Genomic DNA, 16,531 nt, shown 5'->3' on the forward strand with positions numbered 1-16,531 from the left:
TTTAGTATTAAAGCTTGCTGACGAAAGGGAAGGTGACCATGAGTGCCATGAAATTTGATCTGAGAGAGGCGAAGGTTTCGCGTCAACCAGGAATGCCAGTGATCAAGGTTATTGGTTTGGGGGGCGGTGGTAGTAACGCCGTTGATTATATGGTGCGTACAAAGGTTGAAGGTGTTGATTTTCTGTGTGCCAATACGGACGCACAAGCTTTGGCGCACTCTAATGTTCCTATACGCATTCAAATTGGCAGCAATGGCTTAGGGGCGGGAGCAAACCCTGACCGTGGTCGCCAAGCCGCTGAAGAAGACATTGATGCGATTAAAGAACATATTCGCGATGCAGATATGTTGTTTATTACAGCAGGCATGGGGGGCGGAACGGGAACGGGTGCAGCTCCTGTTGTTGCCAAAATAGCCCGTGAAATGGGTATCCTAACGGTTGGTGTGGTCAGCAAGCCATTTAGTTTTGAACGACGTACTAAAATCGCTGAAGCAGGGATTGAAGCCTTGGCTGAACAAGTTGATTCTCTCATTACGATTCCAAACGATAAGTTGGTTGAGGTTTTGGGTAAAGATTTTATGTTCGCGAAAGCCTTTGATCATGCAAATGAAATTTTGCATGGCGCAGTGCAAGGTATTTCAGAGATGGTCACTTGCCCGGGTCTGATTAACGTAGACTTTGAAGACCTGCGAACCGTTATGTCGGAGCGTGGTTTAGGTATGATGGGGGTCGGCACTGCAAAGGGTGAAGACCGTGCACGTAAAGCGACTGAAAAAGCAATCGCTAACCCATTGCTTGATGATATTGCGGTTTCTGGCGCGCGTGGTATTTTGGTCAACATTACAGGCGGCCTAGACTTTAGTATTGGTGAGTACAATATTATTGGCGACGTGGTGAACAGCTTTGCGGATGACGATGCTAAAGTTATTATTGGTACATCAATTGATGAAAGTCTTCAGGATGAAATTCGTGTGACGGTGGTGGCAACAGGTTTAGCGGGTTCGCATGCGGCCTCAGCTAAAAAGCCTGAGATGGTTAAACCTAATTTGCAAGCGGTACAAGCACGCCAAGAAGCGGAGCGTGAGTATCAGCACGAAACGGTTCAAAAACCCGCAGCGATGCAGCAGGCAGAATCTGAAGTGATTCGTCCAAAAATGGCGGTGAATGCAGGCATTCAACCCATCGGCTCTAATAGTAATTATTTAGATATTCCTGCCTTTTTGCGCCGTCAAGCTGACTAATTTGCGCAAAGCAGGTCATTGAAATGGATGATAAAAAGCCTAACCAGAGAAATTCGTTTAATCTGGCTGGGCTTTTTGCGTTTCTATTATTGTGTACTCTCGCGGCTATGATTGGTGTCACTATTCTTTTGCAGCATCATATTCGCCATTTGGAAACACAAAACTTCATGGTCAACCAGAAAAAACTTGAATTGGATGAGGAGTGGGGGCGATTAATGTTAGAAAAAAACCATTTAAGTTCGCCAGGTCGTGTTGAGTCGGTAGCGCGTGAGCGCCTTAACATGCAGCAACCAAAACCGGAACAAGTTTTGGTTTTACCTTCAGTTAAGTGAGTAAAACTGTGACCTTCTCTCGTGAAAAACTAATGCTGGGATTGATTTTTTTTGGTTTTAGCGTGCTGGCCGCTAAAGCCTTTTATGTTCAAATTATGCAGTCTAGTTTTCTTGAATCTGAGGCCAATAAACGTCAGCTTAGAACGCTTGAGGTCGCAGCACCACGCGGTCAAATACTTGATCGGCATGGTGAACTATTGGCGCTGAGTACGCCTGTTGCTTCTGTTTGGGTTGATCCTAAAACGCTAGTTAATCATCCTCAAGCTATTCAACAGCTGGCCAGTCTATTAACTATGTCTCAGCGGGATTTAACTCAGCGGATCAATGCCAATGCTAATCGACGGTTTTTGTATATACAGCGTTCTATTTTGCCTGAACTGGCTAAACAAATTGAGTCCCAGTCTTTACCTGGCGTCAATATTAAATCTGAATTTAAGCGTTATTACCCCACGGCAGATATTGCCGCGCACATTGTAGGTTATACCAATATTGATGATATTGGCCAGGATGGTGTCGAGATTGTTTATGAAAATTGGTTACGTGGCCAGTCAGGGCGTCAGCAGATCATTAAGGATTTAGAAGGCCGTGTTGTTCAATTTGTAAACAATCTGGAGGATGCAAAGCCAGGGCAAAATTTGTATTTGAGTATTGATAAGGATATTCAGTTTTTTGCCCACCGTGCTTTAAAAGAAGTCATGGCGAAACATCAGGCAAAAGGTGCTTCAGCTGTGATTTTAGATGCTAAAACGGGTGAGATTTTGGCTTTGGTTAATCAGCCAGGTTATAACCCAAATAATCGTAGCCAACTGCAGGGGGAGGCGATCAGAAATCGGGCTATTTCTGCGCTATTAGAACCCGGTTCAACCGTAAAACCGTTTGTTGTGGCTAAGGCACTGGATTTAGGGCTGATTGAAGCAGATGAGGTGATTAATACTTCGCCTGGTTATATTCGAGTTCAGGGTCATATGATTAGTGATGCGGTTAATTATGGTCGGTTAAGCATAAGCGAAGTGATTCAAAAATCAAGTAATGTGGCGACGGCGAATATTGTACGCCGGATGAAGGCGGAGCAGCAGTGGCAGTTTTATTGGGACTTGGGGTTTAGTCAAGATTTAGGTTTATTTTTACCGGGTGAGCAATTGGGTCGATTACGTCATCATCGAGAGTGGCAAGTCGTTGATCAAGTTTCGAGCTCTTTTGGTTATGGGTTTAGTACTAATTTACTCCAGTTAGCTCAGGCCTATTTGGTTTTTGCCAACGAAGGCCAGCTGCCGCCTTTGTCTTTATTGAGACGTGATGAGCCGCCGCCAATGAAACCAGTTTTGTCTGCTGATGCCGTTGAAAAGACCTTGCGGATGATGGAAACTGTAACGTATCAAGGAGGTACGGGTACACAAGCACGAATTGAAGGCTATCGGGTTGCAGGTAAAACAGGTACGGTTTTAAAGGCAGGTGTTGGGGGGTATCAGCAGGCAACCTATACGGCGATGTTTGTTGGGCTGGTGCCCGCTTCGCGCCCGGATATGATTATGGCGATTATGGTGGATGAACCCAGTCGAGGTGTGTATGGTGGTGGCAGTGTAGCCGCACCGGTATTCCAGGAGGTCATGCGTCATGCGTTACGTTTACGTAATGTCGATCCGGATGGAGCGCGCTAGATGAAAACCTGGGCTGAAGTGGTTAGGTTTTTTGGAATGGAGTCCGATCCGTTACCAGCAGGCCTGGTTGCGGGATTAAGTTTAGACAGCCGAGATATTCAAGCCGATTGGATTTTTATTGCGTTATCGGGTAATCAGATTCATGGTGGTCATTATTGGTTACAGGCAAAAGCACGGGGAGCAATGGGTTTGATTTCGGATCAAGCCATCGAAGACTGTGACCTCCCTGTGTATGTTGTAACGGATTTAAAACAGCGTTTAGCGGATTTTGCCGGCTGGTTTTATGATTATCCGAGTAAAAAGCTAAAGTTAACGGGTATCACAGGGACTAACGGTAAAACCTCAAGCAGTCAATTTCTAGCTCAGATGCTGGAGCATGCAGGTAGGCCTTGCGGTGTGCTGGGTACGCTTGGAAACGGTCGGCTGGGTGCTTTAACCCCAACAGCTAACACCACGCTGGATAGTGTGGCGTTAAATCGCTGGCTAAGTGAATTTGTAAGCCAAGGTCTAGAGTATGCAGTGGTCGAAGTCTCATCTCATGCGATTGCATTAGGACGGATTGAGGGTTTGCAGTTTGCGTGTGTGGCCTTAACTCAGGTTAGCCGCGATCACTTGGATTTTCATCTAAATCTAGCCGATTATCGCGCGACTAAAAAACGGCTTTTTGAGGCCTATACAGCGCATTATAAAGTGGTGAATAGTGATGATGAAATTGGACAGCAGGTTGCAGATGAACAGCCAGGCCTGGTAGTCAGTTATAGCCAAAAATCGAATGCAGCGAATCTGTCTATCAGTGATGTGGAATTAAATGACAGGGGTATAAATGCTAAGTTGCATTATCAAAATAAAACGCTGTCATTTACTACGCCGTTGATCGGCCAGTTTAATGTTGAAAACCTACTGTGCGCCAGTTTGTGTTTGCTATGCTTGGGCATCAAATTTGAGAAAATTGAATCCGCATTGAGTCGGCTTGGGCCGGTTATAGGTCGTATGGAAAGGGTGAGCATAACGAAACCAGGCGTGTATGCGCTGGTTGATTATGCGCATACGCCCGATGCGTTAGAGCAGGTTTTATTGAGTATTCATGCTCACCAGCCTTTAGGTAAGCTTTGGTTGGTATTTGGCTGTGGCGGTAATCGTGATCGCGGCAAGCGTCCGTTAATGGCGCAGGTTGCTCAGCGGTTGGCCGATAGAATCATTTTAACCAATGACAATCCACGATTTGAAGCGCCTCAGGTGATTATTGATGAGATTTGTGAGGGGTTTAGCGCATCGGTAAAACCTAGCCTGCATATTGAGCTTAATCGTCAATGGGCTATTGAGTGGGCTTTGGCACAGGCGCAGCCAGGTGATTGGGTGCTTGTAGTGGGTAAAGGGCATGAAAACTATCAAGATATTGGCGGCGTTAAAACGCCTTTTAGTGATCAACAGGTAATGAGAGCATGGCAACAAATATAGGTTGGGAATGTAACGTTTTAGCCAATTGGGCTAATGGTAAGCTCGTGGCCAGTGAGGTTGAGAACTATCTAGTTGTGCAGGGATTTAGCACCGACTCGCGTTCAATTAAAAAAGGCGATTGTTATATTGCCATCAAGGGGATGCACTTTGATGGTCATCAATTTGTTGATCAGGCGATTGAGGCGGGGGCTGTTGCGCTGATAGTAAGCCAGAAAATGGATGTTAGGGTGCCTCAAATTATTGTTAAGGATACCCGTATTGCGCTGGCTGATATTGCCGAACAACATCGTTTAAACCAACCGAACCTGACATTGATTGCCATAACGGGTAGCAATGGTAAAACGACGGTTAAAAGCATGCTGGCGCATTGTTTAAACCACTATGCGCCGACTTGGGCTACCCCGGGCAATTTAAACAATGACTATGGGGTGCCGCGTACCTTGTTGCAAATTCGTCCCGAACACCGTTATGCAGTCATTGAAATGGGGGCGAATCACCGAGGAGAAATCGGTTATTTAACACGCATAGCGCATCCTGATATTGCACTGATCACCCTTGCAGCGGACGCTCATCTTGAGGGCTTTGGGAGCTTGCAAGGGATTATCGATACCAAGGGAGAAATTTTTCACGGACTTTCGTCGCAGGGAATTGGGATTATCAATACCGATTCTCCAGGATTTTATCAATGGCAACAATCGCTAGCGAATAAGATGTTTAAAACCTTTGGCACCCGCGATATAGCCAATGTGAAGCCAAGCCAAATTACGCAAGACGCTAATCAATTAACGTTTGTTTTGCAGTTTGAATATGCAAATCAGCCTGTGAATTTACCTATCAGTTTGTCGATGTTGGGCCAGCATAACGCACTCAATGCAGCAGCAGTTGTAACGATTTGTTTAGAACTGGGCTTAACGCCCGATCAAATTCAGCAGGGTTTAGAAACCTTTAATGGGGTGAGTGGGCGTTTACAACGTCATCAGTTAGGACAGGTTTTATTAATAGATGATAGTTATAACGCCAATCCTAGCTCTGTAAAGGCGGCTATTGATACCTTGGTGGCGCTACCGGGCAAGCGGGTTTTGTGTTTAGGTCAAATGGCGGAGCTGGGTGAGGTTGCGCAGCAGGCGCATTCAGAAATGGGTAGGTATGCGGCTCAACAGGGGATTGAGTACTTATTTGGTTTTGGTGAGTTGACGGCACTAAGCCTTATCGCGTTTGCACAAGGTCGCTCTCAAACCGTTGCTGAACCTCGCTCCCATCAAGCTATGGCTGACAGTCTATTGGCACTTGTATCAACTATCGAAGAGCCTATAACGATTTTAGTCAAAGGTTCGCGTTCTTCACAGATGGATCAGGTGGTCAAAATCTTACTACAAAGGATGTCGCATGCTGATCTACCTTAGTCAATATTTAAGCCAGTGGCACACTGGTTTTAGTGTGTTTAATTACATTACAGTGCGTGCGATTATGTCGGTATTGACCGCCTTAGTTATTTCGTTTCTGATAGGTCCGATGGTTATTCGCCGACTTACCCAATTGAAAGTGGGTCAAAGCATTCGCTTAGATGGTCCTCAAACCCATCTTATCAAGGCGGGTACTCCCACGATGGGCGGAACGATGATTTTATTTGCTGTCGGTATTTCGATTTTGCTTTGGGGTGATTTAACCAATAAATATTTATTATTGGTGAGTTTTACTATGTTTGGTTTTGGGGTGATCGGTTTTATTGATGACTTTAAAAAGGTAGTATATCGTGATCCGAATGGTATGCGTTCACGCACTAAATTTTTATGGCAAAGCATTATTGGCGTGATGGCGGCTTATGGTTTCTATGCCATTGCCACCGTTCCTGCAGAAACGCAATTGTTAATTCCCTATATGAAGGACACCTTTGTCTATCTGGGTGCATGGGTTATGGTGGTGACTTATTTGGTGATTGTGGGTACGTCGAATGCGGTTAATCTTACCGATGGATTGGACGGGCTGGCGATTATGCCAACGGTGATGGTGGCCGCGGCTTTGGGTGTATTTGCCTATTTATCAGGACATATAGTGTTTGCTGGCTATCTAGATATTCCCTATATTCCTGGAGTGGGTGAGTTAACGGTGTTAATGGCGGCTTTGGTGGGCGCGGGGTTGGGGTTTTTGTGGTTCAACACGCATCCTGCCCAAGTATTTATGGGTGATGTAGGTTCTTTGGCTTTAGGGGCGGCCTTAGGCGCTACGGCGGTGGCTGTGCGCCAAGAAATTGTACTGTTTATTATGGGCGGCATTTTTGTAGTTGAAACCCTATCGGTCATTCTTCAGGTTGGCTCTTATAAAATGCGCGGTAAGCGGGTTTTTTTAATGGCGCCGTTACATCATCATTTTGAGCAAAAACAATGGCCAGAAGCACAGATTATTGTGCGCTTTTGGATTATCACTATTATTTTAGTGTTGATCGGTCTAGCCAGTTTAAAACTAAGGTAGTTGAAATTGAATTTAGTGGTGGGTTTAGGTTTAACAGGTCAATCGGTGTTGAGTTATTTAACTTCGACGGGTGAGCCGATTTTGGCCTTTGATACCCGCGCTGATTTTAGTGCACCTTTATTGGAGCAAACTTATCCAGGTGTTAAGTTTGCCTATGGTGTGCTGCCCAAAGCCTGGCATAAACATATATCGCGTATTATTCTAAGCCCGGGTGTGCCACGTTCTGAACGTTGGATTTGTGCCTTTGAAGAGCGTGGCATTGAGGTCATGGGCGATATTGAATTGTTTGCTCGAGCGGCCAGTCAGCCGATTATAGCTATTACTGGGTCAAATGGCAAAAGCACTGTGACAACGCTTGTAGCCGAATTTATGCAACAGGCGGGGTTCAAGGTTGGCATGGGCGGCAATATCGGCCGTCCAGCATTGGACTTGTTATTAGATCCGATTGATTATGATATTTACGTGCTGGAATTGTCTAGTTTTCAACTTGAAACGACCTATTCATTGCATGCTTTGTCTTCAGTGGTGCTTAATATCAGTGAAGATCACATGGATCGTTACCCAAGTTTTGATGCATATATTCAAGCAAAAACTAAAATTTACGATGATACTGAGTTGGCGGTATTGCCTCAAAGTGAAGCATCAGATTTTTGGGTAACCCGTCAAACAAACAAGGTCTATTTTGGCTTAGATAAGCCACAAAGTGATCAGGATTATGGCGTGATTATGCGTGACAACCAGGCCTGGTTGTCACGGGGCGTAACCCCTTTAGTTAAGGTCGAGGCTATGCGGCTTAACGCGCCGCATTATCAGCTAAACGCCTTAGCTGCGATGGCGTTATGCCAAGATTATGCGCTTCCTAGTGCACTTTTTTCTGAGGTATTAGCGGAGTTTAGCGGCCTTGCACACCGTACTCAACCTGTCGCGGTTTATCAAGGCATTACCTGGGTTAATGACTCTAAAGGTACCAATGTAGGTGCAACCCTAGCGGCTATTCAGAGTTTAGGCTATCAGGCCAGTCAGCAGGGTGGTAGGTTAATTCTATTGGCGGGAGGCGTAGGGAAGGGGGCTGATTTTTCGCCCTTAGCCCCGGGCTTAAATCACTATGCCAAGCAGTTGGTTTTGTTTGGGCGAGATCAGGCCTTAATTCAGCAGGATCTCGTTAGTGAGCTGGATGCGTCGATTGAGTTAGTTAGGGTAACTAGCCTGTTAGATGCCATTATTTGCGCTAAGGCTAAAGCGGTGTCGGGAGATATTGTATTGTTTTCACCGGCTTGCGCGAGTTTTGATCAGTTTGAAAACTACCATGATCGAGGTGAAAAGTTTGCCGCTTGGGTCAAGCAAACGCTAGGGATACCACTGGAATGAAAGCCTGGTTTGATACCCCAGAGCAGCGTGGTTGGTCGGTTGATTTTTGGCTGGTAGGGGGTGTGATACTGCTCGTTTTTTTGGGTTTGGCGATGGTTTTGTCAAGTTCCGTAGCGATTAGTGAACAGCGCTTTGGGATAGCAACCCACTATTTTGTCCGTCAAGCGATTGCCTTAGGTATCGGTTTGTTCTTTGCGATGCTAGTATTTAAAGTCCCGATTGATTTTTGGCAAACGCATCGTGGAAAACTGTTTATTTTTGGTTTAATCCTGCTGGCGATGGTGTTGGTGTTTGGTCGAGAAATTGGCGGTTCAAAACGCTGGTTGCCCTTGGTGATTATGAATTTTCAGCCTGCTGAATTTGTAAAAGTTGCCGCGATTATTTTTGTTGCGGGCTATTTGCAACGTCATTTGAGCGCAGTGAAAGAAGACTTTAATGCCATTATGCGTTTGTCGCTACCCTTTGGTTTAATGGCTTTACTGTTACTGCTGCAGCCTGATTACGGCACTACTTTATTGATAGCGGCCGTGGTCACGGGCATGTTAATTATATCAGGCGCACCTTGGCGCTATTTTTTATTAACCGTGGTACCGGTGGTAGGTTTATTAGGTGCATTGGTTTTTTATTCGCCTTATAGATTGACTCGCGTGCTCAGTTTTATGGATCCTTGGCAAGATCCTTTTGGTACAGGTTATCAATTGATTCAAGCACTGATTGCTTCAGGGTCGGGTGGTTTTTTTGGCCAGGGATTAGGGGCGAGTGTACAGAAACTCCTTTATTTACCGGATGCCCATACCGATTTCCTGTTTTCTATTTTTGCTGAAGAGTTTGGTTTTATAGGTGTCTTGGGTCTAATTATATTATTTGGTTTCGTGGTATGGCGGATGTTTGTGATCGCCCATTTTGCTAAACAACGCGGTTATGCATTCGGTGGTTTAATGGTGCATGGCATTGCTATGTGGATTGGTTTGCAGGCGATGATTAATATGGGGGTAAACCTAGGTTTGTTTCCAACCAAAGGCCTCACATTACCCTTTATGAGTTACGGTGGTTCCAGTTTAATGATGATTTGCGTGGCAATGGCGCTAGTATTGCGAGTGGACTATGAGTCACGACTAGGCCCCTATCAGGAGAAACGGCATGCAGCAGAACCCAGCGACACCACAGAAAAAAAGGCTTAAAAAGGTTTTAATCATGGCTGGGGGAACGGGAGGTCATGTTTTTCCAGGCATTGCATTGGCGCAAGCTTTTGCTAAACAGGGCGTGCAGACCCATTGGCTAGGAACCGAGAAGGGCTTGGAAAAAGTCTGGGTTGAACAGGCGGGTTTAGCCTTTTCAGCCATTGCTATTCAAGGTTTACGAGGCAATGGCTTAAAGGGGTGGTTGCTTGCTCCTTTAAAGATTAGCCAGGCCTGGTGGCAAGCACGCCAAGTTATTAAACAGGTTAAGCCAGATATGGTTATAGGGATGGGCGGCTTTGTCTGTGGTCCTGGTGGATTAGCGGCCTGGTCAAAGGGCATCAAACTCTATTTACATGAACAAAATGCTATCGCAGGTCTGACCAATCGGTTGCTTGCTGGATTTGCGCAGCGTATTTTTTGTGGTTTTCCACCGAGCAACTTAAAATCACCGCGTTTATTAGTGATGGGTAATCCTGTTCGAGCCGAGATTGAAGCGATTCCGGCTATCACTAAAAATCAGTTATCCCCTCCTAATCAACGGCAGTTGTTGGTGATTGGGGGAAGTCGAGGCGCGCGCGCGTTAAATCAAACCTTGCCTCAAGCACTGGCATTAATTCCTGCGGATCAGCGTCCAAGGGTTGTACATCAAACCGGTCAGCAGGATTTAGAACTAACAAAAAAGGCTTATCAAGCCCTGGGTGTTGACGCAGAGGTTAAGCCTTTTATTATGGATATGGCGGCGGCTTATCAACAGGCACATCTTGTTGTTGCACGAGCGGGTGCGCTAACTGTTAGCGAGTTAATGGCCGCAGCTAGGCCTGCTATTTTGGTGCCTTTTCCTTATGCCGTCGATGATCACCAAACAGCGAATGCCCATTTTATGGCTGAGGTAGGGGCGGCAAGTGTGGTACAACAATCCGTCTTAACCGCTGAAGGTTTAGCGGCTAGCATACTAGAAGAACTTGCTGAGGATCGCTTGATTAGTGCTTCAGAAACCCTGGCAAAAATCGCTAAATTAGATGCAGCTAATCAAATAGTTGAGCATATAATGGAAGGGTACTAATTAATCGAATAGAATAGTTTGATGACAAGACTGGTCCGCTCACCAGGACTCGAACCTGGAGTTGCCGCTTAGGAGGCAGCCGTTTTATCCCGTTAAACTATGAGCGGTTATTCTTTTTTAAAGCGCACGTATTTTAACAAGATTGGTCAACGAATGAAAAAAATTCTCGTAATTGAAGATCAAAAGTCGATGGCATTGTTGTTAAGGCAAACGATTGAACGTCATTTTGATGTAGAGGTGTTGCTGGCTTATGATCTAGAGCAAACCCATCAGATAATTAAACGCCATCCAGATATTACACTGGCCTTGAGTGATTTGAATTTACCTGATGCACCGCATGGTGAGCCGATTAAGGCATTGCGCGAGGCACATATTACTACAGTCGTCTTAACCGCAAGTCTTGATGAAACCCTACGTCAACGCATTATGCAAGAAAGAGTGGCTGATTTTATTGTTAAAGATGGCTCAGCAGCCATTAGTTATTTAGTTAGGGTCGTCGATTTATTGTTGACCAACGATCAACGAGAAATTTGGCTAGCTAATTTAACTGATCCACTGGCACGTAAATTAGTCGGTTTGTTATCCGTTCATCGCTTTAAGGTTCGTGTTTTTGATCAGGATATAGCTTTGTTAAAAGAACTGGCAAAATCATCCCCAAGCCTTTTAGTTGTTGGCGACAAGGCGTGGAAGCATGACTGGTTTCATCACCTGTCCGCAGTGCGCAGTCAGTTTGAGTTTTACCAGTTACCGATCTTGGCGTGTATTGAGCAAGAGAATGGCACCGCGCTTGCGCTGAAGTATATGAAATACGGTGCGACGGATTATATTGTCAAACCTTTTGGTGCAGATGAACTCTATGCCCGTGTTAATCAAAGTATTGATTTGCAGCGAACCTATCTTGAAATTCAAACCCTTTCCCGAACAGACGGTTTGACCGGTTTGTATAACCGCCGCTACTTTATTGAACAGGGTGAACAGCACTACCAGGCCTGGTTGGAACAGTTGCTCAAGCGGATCAGCAACTTTATCGGGCCAAAGAGTCAGGCCGGAATAAAGTCTGTCTTGCTGAGTGAGCTAGATCACCTCAACACTTGAGCAGCACTATCGACCATTTGAGCGACTGTTACAAACAGAGCCTGCCAAGGGATCTGAAATAGGTTCCTTTTCGTCAAAAAAGAAGAATAAGACCAGTGAAAACCAGGCTTCAGCCTGTTTAAGTAAAATTTCAGCTAAAAATCTGTCAGATTCGGAACCTGTTTTATCGAATGGGTTTTTTGAGCGTAATAACTTTGATTTTAAGCTTCGGCTGCAAGATAGCGCGGCCTAACCGTTGAAAGTTAGGCGCTATGAAATAAGAGTTAGGCCTCAGTGGGGCAAAATGTTGACTGCATGGCATGAAGAAGATTGATAATTTCTTTGTCAGCTACCTGGCAGAATATTTTACTGCCATCGCGGCGAGACGATAAAATGCCTTTTTCACGTAAAATATCAATATGCTGTGACACGTTACTTTGCGTTGTCCCTACTTTAGCAACTATGTCCATTACCGGGAGTTCACCATTACTAAGTACACAAAGAATTTTTAGCCTTAATGGATGCCCCATGGCCTTTAACGCTTTTGAAGCTTTAAGGATATTATCTTCTTTCATTTCAAATAAATTAGTTTCTGACATTTTTGGGTATCCGTCTCTTTTATGTGATTGTGGTGGTATCTTGCATTACGCTTTTGTGAAAACATTAATATTTAATCAAATTCTAATAGAAACGAAGTTGATTTGTCAGCTAAACTTGACGTTTATCAAATTAAATTTAATATGTAGCCCTATAGCTTACAAACTTGGAGATGAATGTGACTAAATTAACCTATATGAAAAAGACCATGTGGGTATTAACTGGTGTGGTCTTAGGCGCTATGCTGGTTGTTGGTACGACTGTGATGGCGGATCGCCAGACACAATCGGTCCAATCCTTGCCTATAGAGCAACTGCGAGCGTTTGTTGAGGTTTATGAGCGGATATCAAGCAGTTATGTTGAGTCGATTGACGACAATAAAATGCTTGAGAATGCGATTAGTGGCATGTTATCTAATCTAGACCCCCATTCTGCCTATCTTCCGCCTGAAAACTTTGAAAAGGTTGAAGAGCATACGCGTGGTGAATTCGGTGGACTAGGCATGGAAGTCGGAACAGAAGATGGCTTTATAAAAGTTATTGCACCGATTGACGATACACCCGCACAGAGAGCAGGTGTGCAAGCAGGCGATTTGATTATTCGCCTTGATGATAAATCGGTTAAAGGCATGAGTTTAACGGATGCTGTGAAGTTAATGCGCGGCGAGCCGGGTAGCACAATTACCTTAACGATTATGAGAAAAGGTCAGCGGGAGCCGATGGAGATTGAATTGACTCGTGCGGTGATAAAGGTTAAAAGCGTACGTCAGCGTATGTTGGATAAAGATTTAGGCTATGTGCGCATTAGTCAGTTCCAGGTTCGTACGGGTCGAGATTTGATAGATGCACTCAGAGAGTTAGAAAAAGAAAATGCAGGCCCTTTAAATGGCTTAGTTTTGGATTTACGCAATAATCCAGGTGGTGTGTTGAATGCATCGGTTGATGTTACCAATGTGTTTTTGGATGAAGGCTTAATTGTTTATACTGAAGGGCGAATTGATAGCGCCAAGATGCGTTTTGAAGCGAAACGTGGAGACTTGTTAAAAGGGCGTCCGCTGGTTGTTTTGGTTAATGAAGGTTCCGCTTCCGCATCAGAAATTGTGGCAGGCGCCTTGCAGGATCATGGCAGGGCACTTGTCGTAGGACGGACTACTTTTGGTAAAGGGTCGGTACAAACTTTGCTGCCTTTAAACAATGGCGCGGCTATTAAATTGACAACAGCGCTTTATTACACGCCATCGGGCCGCTCAATTCAAGCCGAAGGCATTAAGCCTGACATTATCATTGATAGAGTGAATGTCGAGCGGGTAGATACCTCTCGTTTTGGCTTAAGAACGGAAGCCAGTCTCGAAAATCATTTGGGTAATGGTAAAAAAGACGATCAGCAAGAAGAAGCCGAAGAGAAGATTGATCTTTTAGTCGAAGATTACGAATTACATGAAGCGGTTAATCTTTTACGTAGCATGGTATTTATGAATCGAGGCCGTTAATCTATGGCAAAGGTACTCGTACCCCTTAGCACAAGGCTGTGAAGAGCTCGAGGCGGTTACTATTGAAAGGCTGCTTAAGGGGTATGAGATTTGCCAGCAAGTCGAAAAAGCGCTGGGTTAGATTAGCGCTCAATTTAAGAGTCAATGCTGAATGGTTTTTGCTTTTAATTCATTCAGCGCTTCAAAATGAAGGTCGTCGGGTTTTTGTGGTTTGGCTAATAAATAGCCTTGGCCTTCATCACACCCTAGATCACGTAATAATAGAAGTTGGTTTAAGGTTTCAATCCCTTCGGCAATGACTTTTAATCCCAGGCTATGTCCCATTGTAATAATAGTTTTGACGATGGAATAGGACTCCGAGTTGTATTCCAAGTCTTTGATAAAACTCTGATCAATTTTAATTCGGTCAACATTTAAATGTTTGATATAGGCCAGCGAACTATAGCCTGTGCCAAAGTCGTCAATTGCAATTTCAAGACCTTTTTCTTGAAGTGCTTGCAATGCCTTGTTGTCTTCGCTTAAGTGATCCATTAATAGACTTTCAGTAATTTCAAGTTCAAGTTGGTTTGGGGCAAGCTGGTAATAATTAAGTTGCTGTTTAACGTCTTCTACAAAGCCATCACCATTGAGTTGTGCACTTGAAACATTGATAGCAACTTTTGGCATAAGGATAGAGCTATTATTCCAGAGATGGAGTTGCTCTAAGGTTGCATTTAAAACATAGCGGCCTACTGATTGAATAAGACCAAAGCGTTCTGCGAGTGGGATAAATTCCCCAGGGGATATGAAGCGATTTGCTGATTGCCAGCGAATCAAGGCCTCAGCACCGGACACCTCCAGCGAGTTTAAGTGATATTGCAGCTGATAAACCATATGGAACTCTTGTTTATCAAGGGCACGATGCAGTTGTGTTTCCATGACGTAAAGGTAATGTATTTGTTCATTCATTTCATCAGAAAATGAACAGTAACGATTCTTGCCTTGTTCTTTTGCTTTATACATCGCATAGTCTGCATGGCGCATTAGGTCTTCGCGACTTTGCCCATCTCTTGGGTAGCCCGCAACCCCAATGCTGCAACCGAGCGTCTTGGAAGGGTTAATGCCTTGGTATAGCTGGTTCACACCTTGAATCATCGCATTCGCAAGCGAGGCGATGTGGAGTTCATCGTGGCTTTTGCATAGCAGTGCAAATTCATCACCACCGAGTCGGGCGACCAGGTTTTGTGTTTGATCTGGTAGAAGTTTGATTAGCAGATCAGCAACCTGAGCCAGTACACGATCGCCTTCGGCGTGACCTTGCGTGTCATTAATCCATTTAAAGTTATCTAGGTCCACAAAAAAAACGCAGAAAGAGTGGTTGTCTTTAATCCAGGTTTGTAGGGTGTTTTGAAATAGATGGCGATTTGCTAGGCCTGTAACGCTGTCATAGTTTGCAAGGTCTTCAAGCTCGTTTTGAGTGGCTTTAAAGTGACTGATATCGGTTAATAAAAAACACAGATGTTGACTGTCAAGTCGAGGATCATTATTTTTAAAGATATCGATTAGAAAATGACTTTCTTCATGTTGTTTAAGCAAAACTTCTTGGCGTAAATGCTCTCGCTGGGTTAGGAGTAGATTGATTTTTTTTGCATCAAAACCATAAAAAACCTGTTCGAGCTGCATCCATATGGGTGTGCTGGATGGGGCGTTATTTTCTGCGGTGAGCTGGTCAAAGAGTTGATTAGTTTTAATGATTTCACCCTGCGCATTAGTAATGGCAAACGCTTCAATAATATTGTGAAGAATACTGCTATCGAGTACCAACTCCTGGGTGCGTTCGTTGACTTGTTGGGTCAGTTTTTGTTTGAACTCCTGCTGCACCCTGTCAGCCTTTCTAAGCTTTAAAAATGTGGTTCTAGCAGAAATAACTAGCAATAATATAATCAGCGCGAGTACCGCTCCCCAGTAGTTTTTGATTTGCATAATTAAACGATTAACATCCTGCTGTCTAGTATTAAGCTCTTGATTGTAGAGGTTTTTTATCTCTCTAAAAATATTCAGTGCACGCTCTTGATGCGGTAAGGTGTCGAAAACCAATAGGCTAATGGCTAATTCGTATTCTTCTTCAAAAACAAGGGTCACTACTTGGGATTGTTTAAGGTAGTTTTGACCAAATTCATCAAGCAATTGGTTTAATAACACTAAAGTAGCCTGTGAGTCAGCTTGTTGTTGTAGGGTGTCAACTAACATCATCATCGCACTGGCCTCGGCTGACAGTTGCATATTAAGTTGATCTTTATCAAACAGGTCTCGACTGTTGACTAAACGAAAGAGTAAAACGCTGCGGTTACGTGCATGCTGGTAGAGGCCTTCGGCTTGATTTTTAAGTAGGGTCTTTTGTTCAAGCTGCTGTATAGACTGCTGCAGTTTTCGTTCTAGGTGTGAGGCAAATAAGCTTGCCACTACCAACACTAAGATAATAGTTAAAAAACTGCCCAGAACTAGATAGTGAGATTTTTTTGCAGTCGTTTCCATTTAATCACTTTAAAGCTAAAAATTTGATAGGGTATTATCTCTATTTTTAAATCATTTGTAAGATAAAATGCAACAAGGTTTGGCGTT

General features: G+C 44.3%; 13 protein-coding genes and 1 tRNA gene. 11 read left to right on the forward strand and 3 right to left on the reverse strand.

What is annotated here, in order from left to right:
* Positions 1 to 38 precede the first annotated feature (38 nt).
* The 9 genes from ftsZ to murG are packed head-to-tail and all read left to right on the forward strand — an operon-like array spanning position 39 to position 10,770.
* On the forward strand, positions 39 to 1,241 hold the full coding sequence (gene ftsZ, locus P8S55_RS06405) for a cell division protein FtsZ (protein ID WP_289223406.1): 1,203 nt from the start codon (positions 39 to 41) through the stop codon (positions 1,239 to 1,241).
* A gap of 23 nt (positions 1,242 to 1,264) precedes the next feature.
* A complete protein-coding gene (gene ftsL / locus P8S55_RS06410) occupies positions 1,265 to 1,573 on the forward strand; it encodes a cell division protein FtsL (RefSeq protein ID WP_289223407.1) in 309 nt (102 codons plus the stop codon).
* Between the two features lie 8 nt (positions 1,574 to 1,581).
* The gene (locus P8S55_RS06415; RefSeq protein WP_289223408.1) at positions 1,582 to 3,231 is read left to right on the forward strand and encodes a peptidoglycan D,D-transpeptidase FtsI family protein; all 1,650 of its coding nucleotides are present in this window, start codon (positions 1,582 to 1,584) and stop codon (positions 3,229 to 3,231) included.
* Entirely contained in the window at positions 3,232 to 4,689 is a 1,458-nt protein-coding gene (locus P8S55_RS06420) for a UDP-N-acetylmuramoyl-L-alanyl-D-glutamate--2,6-diaminopimelate ligase (RefSeq protein WP_289223409.1), read from the forward strand. It begins immediately after the preceding gene.
* Entirely contained in the window at positions 4,674 to 6,092 is a 1,419-nt protein-coding gene (locus tag P8S55_RS06425) for a UDP-N-acetylmuramoyl-tripeptide--D-alanyl-D-alanine ligase (protein WP_289223410.1), read from the forward strand. The genes P8S55_RS06420 and P8S55_RS06425 overlap by 16 nt, the downstream gene beginning before the upstream one ends.
* Positions 6,076 to 7,158 (forward strand): phospho-N-acetylmuramoyl-pentapeptide-transferase, encoded by a 1,083-nt coding sequence (gene mraY, locus P8S55_RS06430; RefSeq protein WP_289223411.1) that lies wholly within the window; start codon positions 6,076 to 6,078, stop codon positions 7,156 to 7,158. Before P8S55_RS06425 ends, mraY begins: the two co-directional genes overlap by 17 nt.
* Before the next feature lie 15 nt (positions 7,159 to 7,173).
* Positions 7,174 to 8,526 carry a UDP-N-acetylmuramoyl-L-alanine--D-glutamate ligase gene (gene murD / locus P8S55_RS06435; protein ID WP_289225314.1) on the forward strand — a complete coding sequence of 451 codons (1,353 nt, stop codon included), beginning with the start codon at positions 7,174 to 7,176 and terminating at the stop codon, positions 8,524 to 8,526.
* Positions 8,523 to 9,707, forward strand: a complete 1,185-nt coding sequence (gene ftsW / locus P8S55_RS06440; protein WP_289223412.1) for a putative lipid II flippase FtsW — start codon at positions 8,523 to 8,525, stop codon at positions 9,705 to 9,707. The genes murD and ftsW overlap by 4 nt, the downstream gene beginning before the upstream one ends.
* The gene (gene murG, locus P8S55_RS06445) at positions 9,667 to 10,770 is read left to right on the forward strand and encodes an undecaprenyldiphospho-muramoylpentapeptide beta-N-acetylglucosaminyltransferase (RefSeq protein WP_289223413.1); all 1,104 of its coding nucleotides are present in this window, start codon (positions 9,667 to 9,669) and stop codon (positions 10,768 to 10,770) included. Before ftsW ends, murG begins: the two co-directional genes overlap by 41 nt.
* A 31-nt stretch (positions 10,771 to 10,801) precedes the next feature.
* Here murG and P8S55_RS06450 read toward each other — a convergent pair.
* Positions 10,802 to 10,877: transfer RNA gene (locus P8S55_RS06450), tRNA-Arg, on the reverse strand.
* A 46-nt stretch (positions 10,878 to 10,923) separates the two neighbouring features.
* Here P8S55_RS06450 and P8S55_RS06455 point away from each other — a divergent pair.
* Positions 10,924 to 11,865 (forward strand): response regulator, encoded by a 942-nt coding sequence (locus P8S55_RS06455; protein ID WP_289223414.1) that lies wholly within the window; start codon positions 10,924 to 10,926, stop codon positions 11,863 to 11,865.
* Positions 11,866 to 12,128: 263 nt separating this feature from the next.
* Here the strand turns inward: P8S55_RS06455 and P8S55_RS06460 are convergent, their stop codons facing one another.
* The gene (locus P8S55_RS06460; RefSeq protein WP_289223415.1) at positions 12,129 to 12,443 is read right to left on the reverse strand and encodes an ArsR/SmtB family transcription factor; all 315 of its coding nucleotides are present in this window, start codon (positions 12,441 to 12,443) and stop codon (positions 12,129 to 12,131) included.
* A gap of 194 nt (positions 12,444 to 12,637) precedes the next feature.
* Here P8S55_RS06460 and P8S55_RS06465 point away from each other — a divergent pair, with 194 nt between their 5' ends.
* Entirely contained in the window at positions 12,638 to 13,930 is a 1,293-nt protein-coding gene (locus P8S55_RS06465) for a S41 family peptidase (protein WP_503010459.1), read from the forward strand.
* Between the two features lie 141 nt (positions 13,931 to 14,071).
* Here P8S55_RS06465 and P8S55_RS06470 read toward each other — a convergent pair whose 3' ends face one another.
* Positions 14,072 to 16,444, reverse strand: coding sequence for a putative bifunctional diguanylate cyclase/phosphodiesterase (locus P8S55_RS06470; protein WP_289223417.1), 2,373 nt, complete (start codon positions 16,442 to 16,444; stop codon positions 14,072 to 14,074).
* Between the last annotated feature and the right edge of the window lie 87 nt (positions 16,445 to 16,531).

Source organism: Thiomicrospira sp. R3, from assembly GCF_029581415.1.
Lineage (GTDB): Bacteria > Pseudomonadota > Gammaproteobacteria > Thiomicrospirales > Thiomicrospiraceae > Thiomicrospira.

Excerpts from the sequence above, each read along its gene's own strand:
- mraY (WP_289223411.1), top strand. The coding sequence starts at position 6,076 with ATGCTGATCTACCTTAGTCAATATTTAAGCCAGTGGCACACTGGTTTT.
- ftsL (WP_289223407.1), top strand. The coding sequence starts at position 1,265 with ATGGATGATAAAAAGCCTAACCAGAGAAATTCGTTTAATCTGGCTGGG.
- P8S55_RS06465 (WP_503010459.1), top strand. The coding sequence starts at position 12,638 with ATGAAAAAGACCATGTGGGTATTAACTGGTGTGGTCTTAGGCGCTATG.
- P8S55_RS06460 (WP_289223415.1), bottom strand. The coding sequence starts at position 12,443 with ATGTCAGAAACTAATTTATTTGAAATGAAAGAAGATAATATCCTTAAA.
- ftsZ (WP_289223406.1), top strand. The coding sequence starts at position 39 with ATGAGTGCCATGAAATTTGATCTGAGAGAGGCGAAGGTTTCGCGTCAA.
- P8S55_RS06425 (WP_289223410.1), top strand. The coding sequence starts at position 4,674 with ATGGCAACAAATATAGGTTGGGAATGTAACGTTTTAGCCAATTGGGCT.
- ftsW (WP_289223412.1), top strand. The coding sequence starts at position 8,523 with ATGAAAGCCTGGTTTGATACCCCAGAGCAGCGTGGTTGGTCGGTTGAT.
- murG (WP_289223413.1), top strand. The coding sequence starts at position 9,667 with ATGCAGCAGAACCCAGCGACACCACAGAAAAAAAGGCTTAAAAAGGTT.
- P8S55_RS06455 (WP_289223414.1), top strand. The coding sequence starts at position 10,924 with ATGAAAAAAATTCTCGTAATTGAAGATCAAAAGTCGATGGCATTGTTG.
- P8S55_RS06470 (WP_289223417.1), bottom strand. The coding sequence starts at position 16,444 with ATGGAAACGACTGCAAAAAAATCTCACTATCTAGTTCTGGGCAGTTTT.
- P8S55_RS06420 (WP_289223409.1), top strand. The coding sequence starts at position 3,232 with ATGAAAACCTGGGCTGAAGTGGTTAGGTTTTTTGGAATGGAGTCCGAT.